The 17,342-nt window shown below is 60.4% G+C and carries 19 protein-coding genes and 1 tRNA gene; 6 read left to right on the forward strand and 14 right to left on the reverse strand.

The genetic code is table 11. The annotated features are described in order from the left end of the window. Positions 1 to 7 precede the first annotated feature (7 nt). The 7 genes from ruvX to ACWHTU_RS12805 form a co-directional block, all read right to left on the reverse strand. Positions 8 to 487, reverse strand: coding sequence for a Holliday junction resolvase RuvX (gene ruvX / locus ACWHTU_RS12775; RefSeq protein WP_447859752.1), 480 nt, complete (start codon positions 485 to 487; stop codon positions 8 to 10). 4 nt (positions 488 to 491) lie between these two features. Then, a complete protein-coding gene (gene alaS, locus ACWHTU_RS12780) occupies positions 492 to 3,122 on the reverse strand; it encodes an alanine--tRNA ligase (protein ID WP_447859753.1) in 2,631 nt (876 codons plus the stop codon). Positions 3,123 to 3,128: 6 nt separating this feature from the next. Then, complete coding sequence (locus ACWHTU_RS12785) at positions 3,129 to 3,596, reverse strand: regulatory protein RecX (RefSeq protein WP_447859754.1); 468 nt, start codon at positions 3,594 to 3,596, stop codon at positions 3,129 to 3,131. Between the two features lie 58 nt (positions 3,597 to 3,654). Then, positions 3,655 to 4,749: a recombinase RecA gene (gene recA / locus ACWHTU_RS12790; protein ID WP_447859755.1), complete on the reverse strand. Its 1,095-nt coding sequence runs from the start codon at positions 4,747 to 4,749 to the stop codon at positions 3,655 to 3,657. A gap of 86 nt (positions 4,750 to 4,835) precedes the next feature. Further along, positions 4,836 to 5,456, reverse strand: a complete 621-nt coding sequence (gene thpR / locus ACWHTU_RS12795; RefSeq protein WP_447859756.1) for an RNA 2',3'-cyclic phosphodiesterase — start codon at positions 5,454 to 5,456, stop codon at positions 4,836 to 4,838. After that, the gene (locus ACWHTU_RS12800) at positions 5,453 to 6,763 is read right to left on the reverse strand and encodes a competence/damage-inducible protein A (RefSeq protein WP_447859757.1); all 1,311 of its coding nucleotides are present in this window, start codon (positions 6,761 to 6,763) and stop codon (positions 5,453 to 5,455) included. The genes thpR and ACWHTU_RS12800 overlap by 4 nt, the downstream gene beginning before the upstream one ends. A gap of 21 nt (positions 6,764 to 6,784) precedes the next feature. Next, positions 6,785 to 7,408, reverse strand: coding sequence for a hypothetical protein (locus ACWHTU_RS12805; protein WP_447859758.1), 624 nt, complete (start codon positions 7,406 to 7,408; stop codon positions 6,785 to 6,787). A 143-nt stretch (positions 7,409 to 7,551) separates the two neighbouring features. On the opposite strand from ACWHTU_RS12805, the gene ACWHTU_RS12810 reads away from it, so the two are divergent. The 6 genes from ACWHTU_RS12810 to ACWHTU_RS12835 all read left to right on the forward strand — a co-directional run bounded on the left by ACWHTU_RS12810 (position 7,552) and on the right by ACWHTU_RS12835 (position 11,323). Further along, entirely contained in the window at positions 7,552 to 8,259 is a 708-nt protein-coding gene (locus ACWHTU_RS12810; protein ID WP_447859759.1) for a chlorite dismutase family protein, read from the forward strand. A gap of 111 nt (positions 8,260 to 8,370) precedes the next feature. Beyond that, a complete protein-coding gene (locus ACWHTU_RS12815; protein WP_447859760.1) occupies positions 8,371 to 9,090 on the forward strand; it encodes a hypothetical protein in 720 nt (239 codons plus the stop codon). 80 nt (positions 9,091 to 9,170) lie between these two features. After that, positions 9,171 to 9,383 (forward strand): hypothetical protein, encoded by a 213-nt coding sequence (locus ACWHTU_RS12820; RefSeq protein ID WP_447859761.1) that lies wholly within the window; start codon positions 9,171 to 9,173, stop codon positions 9,381 to 9,383. A gap of 33 nt (positions 9,384 to 9,416) precedes the next feature. Beyond that, positions 9,417 to 10,580, forward strand: a complete 1,164-nt coding sequence (locus ACWHTU_RS12825) for a hypothetical protein (RefSeq protein ID WP_447859762.1) — start codon at positions 9,417 to 9,419, stop codon at positions 10,578 to 10,580. A 225-nt stretch (positions 10,581 to 10,805) separates the two neighbouring features. Continuing rightward, positions 10,806 to 11,120: an OB-fold nucleic acid binding domain-containing protein gene (locus ACWHTU_RS12830; RefSeq protein WP_447859764.1), complete on the forward strand. Its 315-nt coding sequence runs from the start codon at positions 10,806 to 10,808 to the stop codon at positions 11,118 to 11,120. 127 nt (positions 11,121 to 11,247) lie between these two features. After that, positions 11,248 to 11,323 (forward strand) — tRNA-Met (locus ACWHTU_RS12835). 745 nt (positions 11,324 to 12,068) lie between these two features. Here the strand turns inward: ACWHTU_RS12835 and lexA are convergent. From lexA to ACWHTU_RS12870, 7 genes are all read right to left on the reverse strand, one after another. Continuing rightward, on the reverse strand, positions 12,069 to 12,611 hold the full coding sequence (gene lexA, locus ACWHTU_RS12840; RefSeq protein ID WP_447859765.1) for a transcriptional repressor LexA: 543 nt from the start codon (positions 12,609 to 12,611) through the stop codon (positions 12,069 to 12,071). Between the two features lie 458 nt (positions 12,612 to 13,069). Further along, complete coding sequence (locus tag ACWHTU_RS12845) at positions 13,070 to 14,173, reverse strand: ABC transporter ATP-binding protein (RefSeq protein WP_447859766.1); 1,104 nt, start codon at positions 14,171 to 14,173, stop codon at positions 13,070 to 13,072. After that, entirely contained in the window at positions 14,158 to 14,832 is a 675-nt protein-coding gene (gene modB, locus ACWHTU_RS12850; RefSeq protein WP_447859767.1) for a molybdate ABC transporter permease subunit, read from the reverse strand. The genes ACWHTU_RS12845 and modB overlap by 16 nt, the downstream gene beginning before the upstream one ends. A 97-nt stretch (positions 14,833 to 14,929) precedes the next feature. After that, positions 14,930 to 15,133, reverse strand: a complete 204-nt coding sequence (locus ACWHTU_RS12855) for a TOBE domain-containing protein (RefSeq protein ID WP_447859768.1) — start codon at positions 15,131 to 15,133, stop codon at positions 14,930 to 14,932. 39 nt (positions 15,134 to 15,172) lie between these two features. Continuing rightward, positions 15,173 to 15,523 carry a hypothetical protein gene (locus tag ACWHTU_RS12860; protein ID WP_447859769.1) on the reverse strand — a complete coding sequence of 117 codons (351 nt, stop codon included), beginning with the start codon at positions 15,521 to 15,523 and terminating at the stop codon, positions 15,173 to 15,175. Beyond that, complete coding sequence (modA, locus tag ACWHTU_RS12865; RefSeq protein ID WP_447859770.1) at positions 15,520 to 16,344, reverse strand: molybdate ABC transporter substrate-binding protein; 825 nt, start codon at positions 16,342 to 16,344, stop codon at positions 15,520 to 15,522. The genes ACWHTU_RS12860 and modA overlap by 4 nt, the downstream gene beginning before the upstream one ends. Positions 16,345 to 16,547: 203 nt before the next feature. After that, positions 16,548 to 17,303, reverse strand: a complete 756-nt coding sequence (locus ACWHTU_RS12870) for a hypothetical protein (protein ID WP_447859771.1) — start codon at positions 17,301 to 17,303, stop codon at positions 16,548 to 16,550. Between the last annotated feature and the right edge of the window lie 39 nt (positions 17,304 to 17,342).

Below are 17,342 nucleotides of genomic sequence, written 5' to 3' on the forward strand. Positions count from 1 at the left end.
GGACTCGTCATCTGCCGGGACCGTCCGCCGCTTCCTCTCCCCGTCCCGCTTCGTCACCGCGAACCGCTGAGGCCAAGTTTTCTAGGTAACTTTGAAGCAGGAGCGCGGCGGCGACGCGGTCCACCGCCCCCTTTCGCTTCTTCCGGCTGACGTCGGCGGCGACCAGGAGCTGTTCGGCGGACCTGGTGGTCAGCCGTTCATCCCAGGTGACCACCGGCACGTCGAGGGCCTGCGCCAAGCGCTCAACGAACCGGTTGATCGCCTGAGCCGCCGTCCCAACCTTGCCGTCCAGCCGCAGCGGCACCCCCATCACCACTGTGCCGACCTCGTAGGTCCGCACCAGATGTTGAATGTGGGCAATGTCCGCATCCAGGCTGCGCCGTTCGAACGTTTCGAGCGGTTGCGCGATCCACCGCAGCTCATCGCTCACAGCCACGCCGATGCGCTTGGTGCCGTGATCCAGAGCCAAAATACGCGTTCCAGCCATCAGCTTACCGCTCCAGAGCTTGTTCGACCAGTCGAAAGACTTTTTCCAGCGCCGCGCCGAGCCGCTCAGGATGCTTGCCACCCGCCTGTGCCATCTCGGGCCGTCCGCCGCCGGTCCCCCCCACCTCGGCTGCCATTTCACGGATCAAGTCGCCGGCCTTGAGCCGTGAGGTCAAATCCTTCGTGACCACCACCAGCAACGACACCTTGCCGTCGTTGACCGCGCCCAGCGCGATCACACCGCTCCGCAGTTTCTCCCGCAACCGATCGGCCAACGCGCGCATGCCGGAGGCATCCAGGCCGTCGGCCCGCTGGGCATGCACCTGGACGCCGTGCACGGTTCTGACCTGCGCGTCGACCCCCAACCCATCGGCCATCTTGAGTTTCAATTCTTCCAGTTCGCGCTCTTTTTCTTTCAATTGCGCCGTCAGCTTACGAGTCTTTGCGACCAACTCGGCAGGGCCAGCTTTCAGCAACTCGGACAACTCCCGGATCTCCGCCTCCAACCGCTTCATATGGGCGAGCGCCCCGCTGCCCGTCAGAGCTTCGATCCGACGCACGCCGGCCGCCACCCCGGTTTCCGACACGATGCGAAACACGCCGATTTCCCCGGTCTGCCGGCAATGGGTGCCACCGCACAGTTCCTTGCTGAACGACTCGATGCTCACCACCCGCACCAAGTCGCCGTACTTGTCGCCGAAAAAGGCCAAGGCCCCCGACGCCACCGCGTCCTGCACTCCCATCACTTCGGTGCGCACCTGTTCGTTGCGGCGCACGTGCTCGTTCACCATTGATTCAATCTCGTCGATGTCGCGCGAAGACAGGGGCTTGAAATGGGCGAAGTCGAAGCGCAGCCGATTGGGCGCCACCAGCGAACCGTATTGTTTGACATGCGGCCCCAACAATTCCCGCAGCGCCGCATGGACCAGATGGGTTGCGGTATGGTTACGCGCCGCATCCTGCCGGGTCATCGGGTTGACCATCGTCCGGACCGGCTCTCCTTCACGGATCCGACCCACCCGCACGGTGCCTTTATGGACGATCAAGCTCGCAACCGGCCTGGTCGTATCCACCACCTCCACGCGCCCCTCCGGCCCGGTCAGCACCCCGCGATCCCCCACCTGCCCGCCGCCCTCGGCGTAGAACGGCGTCTCGCTCAACACCAACTCGACTTCGTCGCCTTCGACCGCTTCTTTGACCACCCGGTCCCCTTTCAGGATCGCCTGAATGACGCTCTCCGACTCCAACCGTTCATAACCGACAAAACGCGTCGCACCCAACTTTCCCGCCAATTCCACCAAGACCGGCCTAGTCGCCGCCTCCTCGAAGCCAGCCGTCTTCCTGGCGCGGGTTCGCTGCTCCTCGATGGCGCGGTCGAAGCCGGCTTCGTCCAGGGTCATCCCCTGTTCCCGGCAGGCCTCGGCAATCAGGTCCAGCGGGAATCCATACGTGTCATATAGCTTGAAGACGTCGGTTCCCGGCAGGACGGACCGGCCAGCGCGCTTCGCCTTGGCGATCATGTCCGTCAGGATCGGCAAGCCCTGATCGAGCGTGGCGATGAACCGTTCCTCCTCGCCCTGCGTCACTTCCGCAACCGTCCCCGCCGCAGCGCGGAGTTCCGGATAGGCAGCGCCCATCACCTCGACGACGGCTCCGGTCAGCTTGTAGAGAAATGGCTCTCTCAGTCCCAGCAGTCGACCATGGCGCGCCGCCCGACGCAGAATGCGCCGCAGCACATAACCGCGGCCCTCGTTGGACGGCAGCACACCGTCGGCGATAAGGAAGGTGATCGCGCGCAAATGGTCGGCCACGACGCGCATGGAGCGGTCGGCGATCTCGTCGCCGCCGTATGTGCGGCCGGCCTGTACTCCGATCGCATCGAGCAGCGGTCGAAACAGATCGCTGTCATAATTGCTGTACCGCCCCTGGGCCACCGCGGCCAGCCGCTCCAAGCCCATGCCGGTATCGATGCTGGGCTTGGGCAGCAGGTGCAACGTTCCGTCGGCGTCGCGGTTGTACTGCATGAAAACCAGGTTCCAGATCTCGATGACCCGGTCGCCTGCGCCGTTGGGCAGCTCCTCGCCCGGTACCGCCGGCCCCTGGTCGTAATGGATCTCGGAGCACGGACCGCAAGGACCGGTGTCGGCCATCTGCCAGAAGTTATCCTTTTCGCCGAAGCGCACGATCCGCGACGCCGGCATCCCGATTTTTTCCCACAGCCGATAGGCCTCGTCGTCTTCCCGGAAGATCGTGACCCAGAGGCGGTCTTTCGGCAGTCCTATGGTTTGAGTGAGGAACTCCCACGCGAACCGGATCGCCTCTTCTTTGAAGTAATCGCCGAACGAAAAGTTGCCGAGCATCTCAAAGAAGGTGTGGTGCCGGCGCGTATAGCCGACATTTTCCAGATCGTTGTGCTTCCCGCCAGCCCGGAGGCACTTCTGCACGCTCACCGCACGGCGATACGGCCTGGTTTCCTCGCCGAGGAACACCCGCTTGAACTGGTTCATCCCCGCGTTGGTGAACAGCAAGGTGGGATCCGCCTGCGGAATCAGCGACGAGCTCGGCACGCCCTGATGCCCCTGCCTTTCGAAGTAGCGGACAAAAGCCTGGCGTAGATCCTGAGCACTGCAATTCATCGGTGACTAGACTCCATTTCGGTCTTCGCTTGGCACGACCTCGTCGATCGTCTCTTCGTCGAATCCGCGCTGCCTGAGCAACCGTGCGGCTCGGCTTGAAGAGACCGGCGTGCGCCGGGCTGCCTGTCGGATCACCTGTTCGGCCAGTTCCCGCTCCCGGCCCCGTTGATAGAATGTATCAAGCGTCCGGACGACAAGTCCCTCCGACAGCCCCTGTCGTAACAACTCCGCTTTGAGCGCTTCGCGCCCCATCGGACGCCGGGCTAACCGAGCCTCCGCCCACCGCGCGGCGAACGCACGATCGTTCAAGTAACCCGCTTTGGTCAACCGGCGTAGGACTGAGCGCACTTGCGCCTGGGAGGCACCCTTGCGGTCGAGATGCCGTGCGACCTGAGCGCTGGTGCGATCTCGTTGGGCCAGATAACGGAGTGCGGCCTGCTCGACCTGCTCAGTGGAGATGGCGGCGCGAGGCATCTTGTCAGCCTGGATGGGGCACCGCTGCCGATGCCGCGTATCAGCCGGTCCGGGTCATTCAAGCCCCGGCGCGGGCGCTATGGCTCCTGCGGTCCTCGCTTCGCCCCTCCAGGCGCTTCTCATCTTTCATCTCGGCTTTCTTCTCTCCGCCGTGGCCCGGAATGCCCGCCAACTCCCGCAACCGGCCTTCGATTTCCCGAGCCACCGCCTGATTCGTTTTCAAATAATCCCGAACGGCCTCCCGTCCCTGCCCCAATCGTTCTCCTTTGTAGGAGTACCAGGCGCCGGATTTCTCCAGGACTTTTTTCTCCACACCGAGATCCACCAACTCACCAGCCTTGGAAATGCCCTCCGCGAACATCACGTCGAATTCGGCCTGCTTGAACGGCGGAGCCAGCTTGTTCTTGACGACCTTCACCCGCACCCGGCTGCCTGTGACGTCCTGCCCTTCTTTGATCGATTCGATCCGTCTGATATCCAACCGCACGGAAGAGTAAAACTTGAGCGCATTGCCGCCGGTGGTGGTCTCCGGATTGCCGAACATCACGCCCAGCTTCATCCGGATTTGATTGATGAAGATCACCGTCGTTTGCGACTTGGAGATGGCGGCCGTCAGCTTGCGCAAGGCTTGCGACATAAGCCTGGCTTGTAAGCCCATATGGGCGTCGCCCATCTCCCCCTCAATCTCGGCGCGAGGGACCAGCGCCGCGACCGAGTCCACGACGATGAGATCGATAGCCCCGCTCCGGACCAGCGTCTCGGCGATCTCCAGCGCCTGCTCGCCGGTATCCGGTTGGGATACCAACAAATCGTCGGTCTGCACCCCCAGCTTTCTCGCATACCCTAAATCGAGCGCATGTTCGGCGTCGATAAAGGCCGCGATCCCTCCGGCGCGTTGCGCCTCCGCGATAGCGTGCAGGGTCAGAGTGGTTTTGCCCGACGCTTCAGGTCCGAAAATTTCGACGACCCGTCCGCGCGGGAAGCCGCCGACGCCCAGGGCGATATCGAGCCCCAACGAACCGGTCGAGATAGCCGGAACATCGGCTGGCGCTTCCGCCGTCCCCAGTTTCATGATCGCACCCTTCCCATACTGTTTTTCAATCTGGGACAAAGCCAGATCCAACGCCCGCTTCTTCTCGTCTCGTTCGGCCATCGCGATGCTCCTTTAGGTTGGCGGGAATCGGTGGATTATACCGAACTTCCCTGAGTAAACCTAGCCTGCGCGCGGCGCACGGTGCGCTACGCGTTGGTTGCTTGCCGCAATTTGACTTGCCAGATCCGGTTGTATTCCGCGCCGGAGAGTTTGAGTTCGCTCCTCATAAGGCTGATCGCGTCGACGTCCAAGATTCCGCACGGCAGCGGACGGTCGAACACCCCGCTCTGGGCCAGGACCTTGCCGACCTGCCTCTCCCCATCCTTCACCCTCGCCAGCGTCAAGTGCGGGCTGAACGGCTTGGGCTCAGCCGCAAACCCCAATGGCTCAAGCGCCCGTTCGACCGCCTGATGCACTTGGCGCCAGCGGCTCCCTTCATCAGATTGCCCGGTCCCGCCGGCGCACCCGATCCAAAGCACTCGCGGTCCATTTCTATTGGTGAAAACCCCAACCCCGCCAACCGGGACGGTAAAACGCGGCGTCTCGGCCAGCGCGGGACCCAATGCCTGTCTGATCCGATCCACCAACGTCTCCTCGATGCCTCCTAGAAATTTGACCGTCACATGAATGGATTCCGGACGGACCCAGTGAATGCGCGCGTCGCGCCCGAGCTCTCGGTCGATCCGATCGCGAAGTTCGCGTTGAACCTGCTCGATCGCGGCCCGCAGACTCTCGTCCAACTCTACCGCAAGGAATGCGCGGATCATCGATGAACGGCTTCCAGGCCCAGCAGCCAACGGCGCAGGAGATCCAGCGCGGCCTGCGAAGAACGGAGCTTGATCGCCTCACGGTCTCCGTGAAATCGGAACTCTCTGGTGAGACAGGCTTCCTCTCCCCAATCGAGCCCGGTATAGATCAACCCGACCGGTTTCGTTGCCGTGCCGCCGCCCGGACCGGCGATCCCCGTCACGCTCAGCCCCACCGCCGTGCGACTTCGTTCGCGCACTCCCTTCGCCATGCCAGCCACGACGGGCGCGCTTACCGCTCCATGCTTGGCGATCACCTTCGCCGGCACGCCCAACAATTCCACTTTGGCCCGATTGCTGTAGCTGACCACGACGCGGTCCAGATAGCTCGATGCCCCCGGCACCTGCGTGAGCCGATGCCCGATCAGGCCCCCTGTGCAGGATTCCGCGACCGCCAGAGTGAGTTGCTTGTCGGCGAGCAGGCGGCCGACGACGGCTTCCATCGTGTCTTCGCCCTCGGCGAACGCGAATTCGCCGAGGCGCCGTCGGACTTCGTGAAACACGGAAGCAAGAACATCGACATCGTGTCCGGGACAGCTCGACTGCCGCCGCTTCGCTCCTGTTGCTGATGAAGAGGCGGTCAACGACACCAGCACCCCCAACGGCGAGGCTTGAAGCCCGAGCCGTAGGCTGCTGTCTTCCGGGACGACGCCTTTAAGCCTGAGATCAACTTCCGATTCCGACAAGCCAAAGGTGTGGAGCACCCGCCGGCCGATGGGAACCGGCGGTTTCTGCCCACCTCTGTGCGCAATTCGCTTTTGCAGCCTGGGCAGTACCTCGGCAGCCGCCATCGCCCGGGCTTCGGCAGGTACGCCAGGGAGAGCCACCAGGAACGTGCCTTTCCACTCCAGGCAGAAACCGGGCGCGCTTCCCACCGGATTGCTCAACACCTCCGCTCCGGCTGGGATCAACGCCTGCCGTAACTGCACGGGAGTGGGTATCCGGCCCCACGCAGCCAGTCGCCGTTTGATGCTTTCCAGCGCGCGAGCGCGTCGGCGCAACGGGCACCCGGTTATCCGCGCTACCGCTTCCCGTGTCACGTCATCCACAGTCGGTCCCAACCCGCCGGTCATCACAACCACGTCCGCGCGGCGGGCGGCCGTCCGAATCGCGTCGGCGATATCGGCCTCATCGTCGCCGACTACGGACTTGAACCGGACTTCGATGCCCAGCGACGCCAGTTGATCCGTCAGAAACAGCGAATTGGTCTCCGCCTGTCTCCCGACGAGCAATTCGAAACCGATGGCAAGAATTTCCGCATTCCACATAAAGATCTCCGGAGAGGCGGTTCAATCAATTTGGGCGAAGTCGAGATCAAATGTGACTTCCCCGCCCTCAGCAGGAAACACGACCAGCTTGGTCTTGGCGCGAGGATCCAGGTCCGCATAGGCAAAGGACGCGACAACCTTGGCGCGATACGCCGGTGAGCCCGGCCACATTGCGGTCCGAGCCGCCCGCCCGTCGAACCGGACATTCTGCGGCTTGATCGTCTTTCCATTTTGCTCCAGCACCATGTAGCTGTCCACAGCGAAGTCCGGCCGGTCGCCGAAGAGGATGACGCTGACCAGCAGGGTCTTGGCATTCAGCATCTGAGCGATTTCCTGTTCGGACGGCGTTGCGGATCGGAGCGCGAAGTGCGCACCCATCACGACCAACCCGTTGAGCTTGGTCATCAGGAACCCCTTGGGATGCAGGTCATCGCTTGCTCCGAACCACGCATAGAGCCGATCCGGAGGGATGCGCTTCTCCGCAGCGGCCTTGCCTTGTTGCAGGGCGGCCTCAATCTGGACGCGAGTCGGTTGTACTTCGATGGCCCATGCCCCGAACGGGAGCACAAGTCCCAGGACGAACGCTGGCCATTCGAGCCCACAACACTTCCGCCCATTCCGAAGCCAGGCAAACCGCAGGGGCATGGCCGGAGGCACTAGCAGATTGGCCGAATCCCTGTCAACGAGCCCTCGCTGGCGGGGCCATGTTGACAAACAAAAGGACGAAGTGTTAAAGACAGGGTCCCTTATCCGCTTGAAATATTCCAGAAATTTCATGGAGGACCGTAATGGCCAGCCCCGATCAATCCGCAAAGCGCCAGTACGTGAACTTTGCCTTCTATAAGGTCGATCCTGCCTGGAGGAGACTGCCCGAAGACGAGCGGTCCAGAGGCAAACAAGAGTTTATCCGCGCCGTCGAAGAGTACACCGGAAAGGTCATGGTGCTGGCCTACACCACGGTCGGCATCCGCGGCGACTGCGATTTCATGTTGTGGCGCATCAGCTATGAGTTGGAATTGTTCCAGGAGATGAGCACCAAGATCCTGGCCAGCGGATTGGGCAAGTACTTGGCGACGCCGTATTCCTATTTGTCGATGACCAAACGGTCGATCTACGTCGATCATCACACGCATGAGAATCAAGAAAGCAAACGGCTCACGATCATCCCTGGCAAAAGCAAGTACATCTTCGTGTATCCATTCGTGAAAACCCGCGAGTGGTTTCTCCTCACGAAAGCGGCCCGCCAAGGCATGATGGACGAGCATATCGAGGTCGGCCATCGCTTCCCCTCGGTGAAACTCAACACCACCTATTCCTTCGGGCTTGACGACCAAGAATGGGTGGTTGCGTTCGAAAGCGACAAGCCCGAGGATTTTCTGGATTTGGTGATGGCTCTTCGGGAGACCGAAGGCAGCCGGTACACCTTGCGCGATACGCCGATCTTTACGTGCATTCGCAAGAGTCTCAAGGAAACGCTGGACACCCTTGGAGGCTAACCGGTGAGTTTGTCGGGTCTCGGTGAGCGGCCGTCGGTCTTTCCAGCCGAAGGCCGGCTGCTTTCGCCGCGACGCCCAACCCCACACTCATAAACAGACCGCAAGTTCCCCGTGCCGGAGTTACCTCAGCTTGAACACCGGTTTCCTTCTGCCCCCGCATCCATCATTTCACCGCCCCTTGCCGCCATCCTCTCGTTTTTGATCCCCGGCCTCGGCCAGGCCCTCCAAGGGAAACCCAAACAGGCCTTGACCGTTTTTCTGACCGGCCTCATGCTTGTCGCCTGCGCTTGGTTGGGTGGACGCCTGGGCGGACCCGGTGCTGGAGTGTTCTTCTTCATGCTATTCGCCCTCCCCTGGTGGGCTATCCAGAGTTACCACGCTTACCTGTCGCGTACGTCAGATCCGCCCGGGATATGGCGAACGCTTCGGATCGCCTGGGGTCGGGCCCACGATATTCGCTACCTGGGCGGTCTCTTTCTGCTCACGGCCCTGACGGACTTCTACATCATTATCGCGAACCCGACCTATGCCTTGACCGTCTTTTGCGCCAAACCAGACGGACTGCTCGGTCTCCTCGCCAAAGCCCAATCTCCCACCCTGCATCTCCTGATCGGTTATGGCTTCCTGCGCCTCCGCAGTTGGTCGCTCTTCCTTTATCTGGTCTACGCGGGGTTTGGGCTTCTGAATGCGACCGCCAACTTCGCTTGTTTCGGGTACGGGCGGGTCCGGTTCGTGTTCTTGATCACCCTCGCGGCCTTCACCGCCTACGTGATCTGGCGAAGAGCCTGTTTCTTCCCGCCGGGCTCGCCGGTCAAGCGCCAGGCACTTTGACACTCGGACCTGCCGTATGTTATTGGAAACTATGATCTGCGGTCTTTGGCTCCTGGCGACCCGTTTCCGGATGACGACACATGGCCGACAACACAGCGTTGTACGCGATCCGCTATCCTGACGGATCGGTCAGCCTGTACGTGGATGAGGAATACGCCATTGAACGGGGAGTCGATCCCGCCAAACTGGTTCGTGTAGAGATTCCCAGAGAATTGTATATCAGCGGAACGGTCCAGCAGATCCGAGAGTACGTCGCCCTCTATCTGGAATCGCATCAGAGCGGCTCCGCCTGAGATCAGCGCGGCCGCCCGGAGATGTCTTCCTTCATGGCACCCGTGATTACTGCCGACGATGTCCAAACCGTCATCGACGCCCTGCCGATCCAGGGACGCATCATGATGCGTCTGCTTCTTCTGCAGTATTTCGACGTCACGCAGGAAGATATCGAATACATGGCGGCAGATCGTCCGGATCCCCGCCGCCAGACCGGCACTAAGGCTCCTCCGCATGTCCTGATGTCCCGTGAGGCGATCGCGTCGGTCGCGGACCGTGTCGCCCAATATCGCCGCCAGGTTCGATTGCGGCGGGAACGGACATGGCTGCAAGTCGAGTGTCTCCGCAAACTGTGTGCGCTCTGCGAGTCCCAGGCTGATCGGGCCGAGCATCTGCTGACGACGAAGTTCGGTCTCAGTCAGACGGCAGTGAAGGAGATCCGCCAGCAGGCTCGTGTAGCGCTTCCCAAGCCAGCAATCCGAGCGCTCGAGCAGAAATGGGAAAACGACGAAATCTCGGAAGCAGATTATCAGAAAGAACGGCTGATCATCGAATGTCAGACCCAGGCGAGACTGGCGGAACGACATCGCAAACGACTGGATCTGTCGCAACGCGAACACGTCGCCACCAATCATACTCCGCTGCAGGATCACGAAATCGCCCACATCTGGGGCATTCCGGCCAGCAGCCTGGCCGGTCGAAAGGTCAAGTACTTGCATCAGTATTTGCAGGCCCTCCAGACTCGGTTGCAAACCTCTGTATCGCCGCTTCAGCAGGCGGGATCTCCTCCGCTGGATCTTTGGAAAGAGACCTTGACGGCGTTGTCCCAACGCCCGGTCGAACGCTCGGTGGCCGTGTATGATGGCTTGGAGAGAACGGAGTCGGCCCTGCTGGAAAAACTGACGGCCTTCGCCTGGGGAACCCTGCCTGAAGAAATAGAGGGAAGGTTTTGGCTTTCCCTGGTGCATGGAGCCAGCTCCAACGCTGTTCACTCGGAACCGACCCGTTCGCTTTTCGGATTGCAACGCCTGGCGGCGATCCTTTCGGATATCGACGCCTCTCCGGAAGCGCTTGACCAAGAATTGCTCACGCGAACCGCGCCGAAGCCCAAGGTCGCCATCGAGCAGCTTGAAGCTCCGCCGGAGCAGGCGCCCTTCGAATTGGGAGAAATGGGGCAACACGTCTTGAAAAGTCTCATGGGAGAAGATCGGAGCTAAAGCCGGTCGGCCCCCGGCAGTTTCCGAAGAAATACGACGGGGATAAGCCGCGTAGTCTCCTTTTGAAATCTGGCGACTCATTCCTGTATAATGCGGCGCATGCAGCGGGCTGGGTGGATGGTTCGAACAATAGATGGAACTCTTTGGTTGTTCGTTCCCGCTGCGGTTTGGCTTCTCGTTTGCGTTTCTGTATTCCAACCCGCCGCGCTGTGTGCGGCGAACGTCTTGGACATCGCTGAACTCCTCTCCCATCCCGATCAATATGACCATCAGGTGGTCACCGTCGCCGGCAAGGTGACCAACGTTCAACTCGCGACGAACCGGCAGGGGCAGCCAGCCTACGGTTTCCTGCTCCAGGACCATGCCGGTACGTTGAAAGTGATCGGACTCGGCAAGGCGGAGGTGCGAGAGGGCGACCTGGTGATCGTGGAGGGCATCTTCAGTCGCCTGCGCCAGGCTGGACGTGCCATCGTGTATAACGAGATCAAAGCCACCGCGATCATGCCGATGAGCCGACTGAATCCGGACTTGATCGGATAAGTTCCTCCTCACCGCGCTGATACGTATGGATCTCCACACCTCTACGTTCGGCACGTTAACTCGTGCTGATGGTGTGGTGTACGCCCCTTGACGCCGTCAAACCCACATTGGTACAACCACTCCCCGTGGCGGTGTAGCTCAGTTGGTAGAGCAGCGGACTCATAAGCCGCGGGTCGGGGGTTCGATACCCTCCACCGCCACCATCCGGCGCGGGGGAGGTCGTGTGCCGTGTCAATGATCCGGACGCGAGAGTAAGACTCTTTACTCTTCGGAGCCGATCCGGCAACGGAGGGAATCCCCGCTACCTGCTATCCTCACCCCGTACTTCGCGCGAGCCGATACCAAGCTATTGGTGTGGTGAATTCGTGGCACCGGAGCGCCACTCCCGCACTTATCGAATCCGAGAGCACGTTTCTTCCCCGCGGAAGAGGGAAGGCCGACGTTTCGCCGCTTGCTGTCGCTTTTCTGCATCACTGACGCCGGTTCGCCGGAGAACTGACATCGGCACCTTACTCGCAGCAACCGGCGAGAAATTGCTGGCGTTGCATGAACGCAGCGAGACACCGCCCGCATAAGTCCAGCGCCGAGTGGGTCTGCCGATCGAGACAACGAGTCCGTTGCGGTACCATCATTCCGCAATCTGCGCAAGCCCCTTCTGTATTGGGATCAGTTCCGCGATATGGTCTCATGGAACACCTTCTTTCGATTCTCTCGAACAGTCCGCCGGGGAGCCAGCCTGAGAGGACGGTTCAGCAGACGAGTGAACCACGAACCGGTCCACGGCCGTCTCGATTCCGCGACACAAGTCGGTTCGCTCAGCCGACGGTGGAGTTGATTCACACGGGCATTCAATTGCTCGACCGTGCGTTCAAGTCCGATCAGACGCTCGGCCAATGGGTGCGATATCCGGCCAGCCATACGTCACCTCCTCACTGCTAACAACGTCGATTAGCGGCAATACCTGACAACACCGACGAGGATTCCCTCGATGCGAAAATCATCCGTAGGCGTCACCACGATGGGGGTCATCGACGGATTCGCGGGGTGCAACTCGATTCGATCCGCTTTCTGATAGAACGTCTTGATCGTGGCTTCTTGTTTCACGAGCGCGATCACGGTCTGGCCACTCCGCGCTGTGGTCTGCCTACGAACGATGACCAGATCACCGGGTAGAATGCCCGCATCCAGCATGGACTCCCCTTTCACCCGTAGGGCGAAATACTCCCCGCCCCGCAACATCCCCGGAGGCACCTCCACCAACTCGGACTGGGGAACGGGTTCGATCGGCGCCCCGGCGGCTACAATTCCGACCATCGGAATCTGTGCGGGTAACCTCATGTGTTTGAGAGCCACTTCCACCACGCCGGGGATACGACGCGTTCCGTTCTCATAGCGGGTGATAGTTATGCGGGTGGTGTGGAGCGCTTTGGCAAGCTGTTCTTGGGTCCATCCCAACGAGCGTCGGAGCTGCTTCAATTCCTGTGGACTCATGATGTAACCAATGGTTACATCATGAGTCAAGTGCCTGTCAAGCCCCTATTTTGCGCCCAACACTCCGTATACCAGACGAAGAAGATCAGGCGACGAGATGGAAGAGCCCTGGCCGCCTAGGGCCCATTGGTCAGCAAAGAATTGAGACGTGCGGAAATGGTTATCCCCAACTGCGGGTTTGTCCAGTCTGTTTTCTTCTAAGCACAGTCCGTCTGGTATGCTTATTATTTGACTATTGTCAACAGATCAAAAAATACAAGTGTTTTAATGTGATCATGAATGCTAATGCCTACATTTCTTTTTTCCTACTCAATTAGTTGTGGTTCAAATTTAGTTATGATCAATGCTCAAAAATTAGGCAGGTCGTTAGATCTTTGATCATTTGCCGCGTCCGAGCGTCCTGGAGTCGACTTATCCACAAGTTTATCCCCAGAATTTGGGGAGAAAAAAATGTAAGCTTATCCAACCTGCTCATCGCGGCGAGGAATCAAATGAACGGCTCCCGCCTTGATCGCGGCAGCGATCGGCACCCCCGGGGCCAGGTCAAGCTGTTCCAACGCTGAACGGGTGACCATGGCGGTCAGACTAAATCCGCAATTCAGACGCACTCTCGCCAGGACGCCTGCTGAATCAATCTCACACACGACCCCGCGCAAATGATTGCGTGCACTGGTCGCGCCGATTCCGACCGGTTCAAGAATAACATCCTCAGCCCTGATACAGACGAATACCTCCGGTCCGATTCCCTCCGCGCAGAGCGCCTGAAGCTTAATGCCATCGACTTCCACCGTGGCGAGTCCCCGGGCATTGTCGATCACTCTGCCTCGCACCACTGTTTCCACTCCAACGACCCGAGCAACCTCGGCATCCTGCGGACGACTGAACACCTCCTGGGGCGCCCCTACCTGAAGAACGCGGCCCCCGCTGATCACCGCCATCAGGTCGCCCAGCGTCAGTGCTTCGGTCCAATCGTGCGTCACCACGATCGACGGCAATGCCAGTTGCTTCAGTAACGCGCGCAACTCTTCTCGGAGATTCGCGCGGGTCGGGGCATCGAGCGCAGAGAGCGGCTCATCGAGCAGTAGAAGTTGCGGCCGGCGCGCGATCGCTCGGGCCAATGCCACCCGCTGCTGTTGTCCTCCGGAGAGCTGATGCGGTTTTCGCTCTTCCAGCCCCCGGAGCTGAAGCAGATCGATGACTTCGGCCACCCGCTTCTTGCGTTCTTTCTGCGGCAGATCGTGTAAGCCATAGGCGATGTTGCCTGCCACCGAGTACGGGGGAAACAACGCATAGTCTTGAGACATGTACCCGATCTGGCGTTCCTGGGGGGCCACCCGTGTCCCGTCAGTTGTGTCGAGCCATGTCCGGGAAATGAACTGAATTCGCCCGTGTTCGGGCCATTCCAATCCCGCGATGCAGCGAAGAATCGTCGTCTTCCCGGATCCGGATGGACCGAACAAGACCAGCACGGTGGCCCCGCTGACCTGATACCGCAGGTTCGCCGTGATCGGCGGCCTTCCCGGAAACGACTTCGTGATGTCGACGATCATTTCTGCGGCCATGCGGCCCACACCTTTCGATTCATGGCGTAGACGACGAGCAGCACCGCGTAAGAGACGACCAGAAGGAATGCGGCGGTCTTCGCGGCGCCGCCATAGTTCAACGCCTGCACCTCGTCGTAAATGTCGATGGACACCGTGCGCGTCACGCCCTCGATGTTGCCGCCCACCATTAACACAACCCCGAATTCGCCCAACGTATGGGCAAAACTCAGCACGGCGCCGGTGATCACGCCGGCTGCGGACAGCGGGACGATCAGCTTGAAAAAGGTGCGGAGCTTGGAGACACCTAACGTCCAGGATGCTTCGATCAAGCGCCGATCCACCTGATCAAACGCGGACGCAAAGGGTTGTACGGCGAAGGGAAGACTATACAGCACCGAAGCCAAGAGCAGCCCTTCAAAGGTGAAAGGTAATGGATGGCCGACCAGATCCGCGTACAGTCGCCCGATCGGGCTGTGCGGTCCGATCGCGACGAGGATGTAGAATCCCAAGACCGTGGGAGGCAACACCAGCGGCAATGCCACGACCGATTCGACTAGGAATTTCCACCGCCATCGCGAGAAGCTCACCCAATAAGCGATGGGCAGACCGATCACCAGCAGCACCGCTGACGTGAGCGAAGCAAGCTTGAGCGTCAGCCAGATCGCCGTCCAGTTCATCGGGGTCCGCCGTTTAAAATCCGCCGGCCACCACACGTAATTCCAACCGAAACCGCCCGGCCGGACAGAAACCCACCGCCCGGGACACCACCGTGCGCTATTTTCCAATCATCACGTCGGTGGCTTTCACAGCGACCAGGACCGTGTCGTTCACCTTCAATCCCATCTGCTTCACCGACCCCTCCGTAATCGCCGCGACGAATTCGAGGTTGTTCACCTTCACAGTCACCTCCGCCATGGCCTGCCCCTCGGTGATCTTTGTCACGGTTCCCTGAAACTGGTTGCGCGCACTGAGTTTCATATTGCCCTCCCAGGGTTAAGTCGGATTCGACCGCGCACCTCACTTGCACTCGAACTGTATGCCCCACCGCCGGCCGATCGGTTCGTCTTCCGTTCCTTCCTGAAGTCCTGGTCCGCTGCCGTACCCTCGCGCTTCTCCCTCCCGAAGCAAGCGATAGCCTTGCGGACATCTCTTCTCCATCAATTCAAACGCTCGCTTTCGATAGGGCGAGAGCAGAGGCCCTCCCCGTTCGTTCTTGAACGAATAGGTCACGATGCCGCCGTTCGGCGTTTCCTTGACGAGCGTTGCGCCGATCGAGCAGCCATGGCTTATCCATGCGGCGACGAGCGCCACCGGCAGCAACCACCGCCGGCCGGATCCGTCCTCCGAGGCGAAGCACATCCCGATCATGGTGAGGCTCCATCTTCTCCCGGCAGGAGAAACCCATACCGTTTCATCACGGCCCTCGCAGCCGGGGTCTGAAGAAAATCGAGAAACTTTCTGGCTGCCTCTTGATTCTTCGATGACCTGACGATGGCTGCTCCCTGGTCGATTCTCGGATGAGCCTCTTGAGGAATCAGCCAATACGTTCCGACGGCTTGGACCGGCGGTGCGGACGCCAAGGAAAGCGCGATAATCCCGATATCGGCGGCCCCGGATTGTGCAAATTGCGCCGCCTGCGAGACATTCTCGCCCAGCGCGAGCTTGTCCTTTACCCGGTCATAGACCTTGAAGTATTCCATGGCCGCCACCGCCGCCCGCCCGTAGGGAGCATGTTTAGGATTGGCGATGGCAATTTTTTTGATCGACGGATCGAGCAGGACATCCATCCCCTTCGCCACATCCAGCTTCGAGCCCTTCGGCACCCACAGCACGATACGTCCCGTTGCATATTGATACAAGGAATTCGGGACGGCAAGCCCCTCTTGGATCAGTTTCTTTGGGTACCCGATGTCGGCGGAAAAATACAGATCGAACGGTGCGCCGTTGGCAATCTGCGAATAAAAATTGCCGGACGAACCGAGCGAGAGTTTCACGCGCTCCCCGGTTTGATGTTCGAACTCCGTCACCAAATCCTTGAAGGCATAGTTCAAATCCGCCGCCGCCGCCACCGTCAACTCGCCGGCGTCAACCGACGACGCCCAGCACAGCCACGCCATCATCGCCAGGCCGCAGAGAACGGTCATGATCGGTGCTGACCGCACCCATCGTCGTATGGCTTTGTCCATCATTTCAGTGTCTCCTCCTGATCCCTGGTTTCCCGGTCGTTGTGCATCCTTGATCATGCACTGTTCGAATCAGCGGGAAGAGACATCGGCACCGAGAGTCCCCTTCCTGCCCCCAGGAAGCCTGGACGAACGCATCCGAACGCCCTCTCTGCAACGGACTACGGATCTGAATGTCAACACGACCGCTTGCCAGGTCTGTCCCTCCATCACCAGTGATAGGCGAGCCGACACTCGACCGCCCGGTCCGGCGCTCCCTCGGGATTGACACGGGCTTCGAATCGGCCCATGTGAATCTCGACCGGCATTCCCGGCCGCCACCACACTGCGCCAGTCTCTGGATCGCTCACAAGGGCCGACACCTTCACATGTCCAATTCCCAGAGACAACAGGACGTTGCCATGATAAGAACGAACACCTTCGATGCGACCGTGCAATTTCACCTGCCAGTCTTCCTCTTTTCCAACAGGCGCATCAAGGCTTTCCCAGGGCGTGACTTTAGCCCTGCGGATCGTATGTATCAGCCGGACGGCTTGAGGGTCCACTATGATGTTCACCGTGTCCCAGGTTTGCGGACACGCCGCCGCTCCGACCACAGGTCCTTGCCCACGCAAGGTCCAAGCCTCGCCGTACACTTTGACCGACACGAGCAGATCAGGCGGCTTGCCTTGGACCAGGACGATCCGTCCGATCCAGCGATTCCACCGGGCTTGTCCCCGACGGAACCATCCGGCCTCCAATCGAACGGATTCGACAGGAATCAGCGCCCTGATGCGCTCTCCGACTCGAAAATCGGTTCGCTCTCCGTTCGAGCAGGGCCATCGAGCCATGAGATCCGTCCGTTCCCCTACACGCATCCGCACGACGGTGCACGCCAACCCTTGCGCAACCCGCGTCACGGTTCCCTCGATCACATTGCTATCGTCGGAAGGACAGAACGAGTGACTCCGCTCTGTTGCACGCATAGACCCCTCCCTGAACGTTGAGCAGCGGACGTGGCTGCT

It is taken from the genome of Nitrospira calida, assembly GCF_976986435.1.

Bases quoted from the DNA above. Each gene is read 5' to 3' on its own strand.
- ruvX (WP_447859752.1), bottom strand. From the start codon at position 487: ATGGCTGGAACGCGTATTTTGGCTCTGGATCACGGCACCAAGCGCATC.
- alaS (WP_447859753.1), bottom strand. From the start codon at position 3,122: ATGAATTGCAGTGCTCAGGATCTACGCCAGGCTTTTGTCCGCTACTTC.
- ACWHTU_RS12785 (WP_447859754.1), bottom strand. From the start codon at position 3,596: ATGCCTCGCGCCGCCATCTCCACTGAGCAGGTCGAGCAGGCCGCACTC.
- recA (WP_447859755.1), bottom strand. From the start codon at position 4,749: ATGGCCGAACGAGACGAGAAGAAGCGGGCGTTGGATCTGGCTTTGTCC.
- thpR (WP_447859756.1), bottom strand. From the start codon at position 5,456: ATGATCCGCGCATTCCTTGCGGTAGAGTTGGACGAGAGTCTGCGGGCC.
- ACWHTU_RS12800 (WP_447859757.1), bottom strand. From the start codon at position 6,763: ATGTGGAATGCGGAAATTCTTGCCATCGGTTTCGAATTGCTCGTCGGG.
- ACWHTU_RS12805 (WP_447859758.1), bottom strand. From the start codon at position 7,408: ATGCCCCTGCGGTTTGCCTGGCTTCGGAATGGGCGGAAGTGTTGTGGG.
- ACWHTU_RS12810 (WP_447859759.1), top strand. From the start codon at position 7,552: ATGGCCAGCCCCGATCAATCCGCAAAGCGCCAGTACGTGAACTTTGCC.
- ACWHTU_RS12820 (WP_447859761.1), top strand. From the start codon at position 9,171: ATGGCCGACAACACAGCGTTGTACGCGATCCGCTATCCTGACGGATCG.
- ACWHTU_RS12825 (WP_447859762.1), top strand. From the start codon at position 9,417: ATGGCACCCGTGATTACTGCCGACGATGTCCAAACCGTCATCGACGCC.
- lexA (WP_447859765.1), bottom strand. From the start codon at position 12,611: ATGAGTCCACAGGAATTGAAGCAGCTCCGACGCTCGTTGGGATGGACC.
- ACWHTU_RS12845 (WP_447859766.1), bottom strand. From the start codon at position 14,173: ATGGCCGCAGAAATGATCGTCGACATCACGAAGTCGTTTCCGGGAAGG.
- modB (WP_447859767.1), bottom strand. From the start codon at position 14,832: ATGAACTGGACGGCGATCTGGCTGACGCTCAAGCTTGCTTCGCTCACG.
- ACWHTU_RS12855 (WP_447859768.1), bottom strand. From the start codon at position 15,133: ATGAAACTCAGTGCGCGCAACCAGTTTCAGGGAACCGTGACAAAGATC.
- ACWHTU_RS12860 (WP_447859769.1), bottom strand. From the start codon at position 15,523: ATGATCGGGATGTGCTTCGCCTCGGAGGACGGATCCGGCCGGCGGTGG.
- modA (WP_447859770.1), bottom strand. From the start codon at position 16,344: ATGATGGACAAAGCCATACGACGATGGGTGCGGTCAGCACCGATCATG.
- ACWHTU_RS12870 (WP_447859771.1), bottom strand. From the start codon at position 17,303: ATGCGTGCAACAGAGCGGAGTCACTCGTTCTGTCCTTCCGACGATAGC.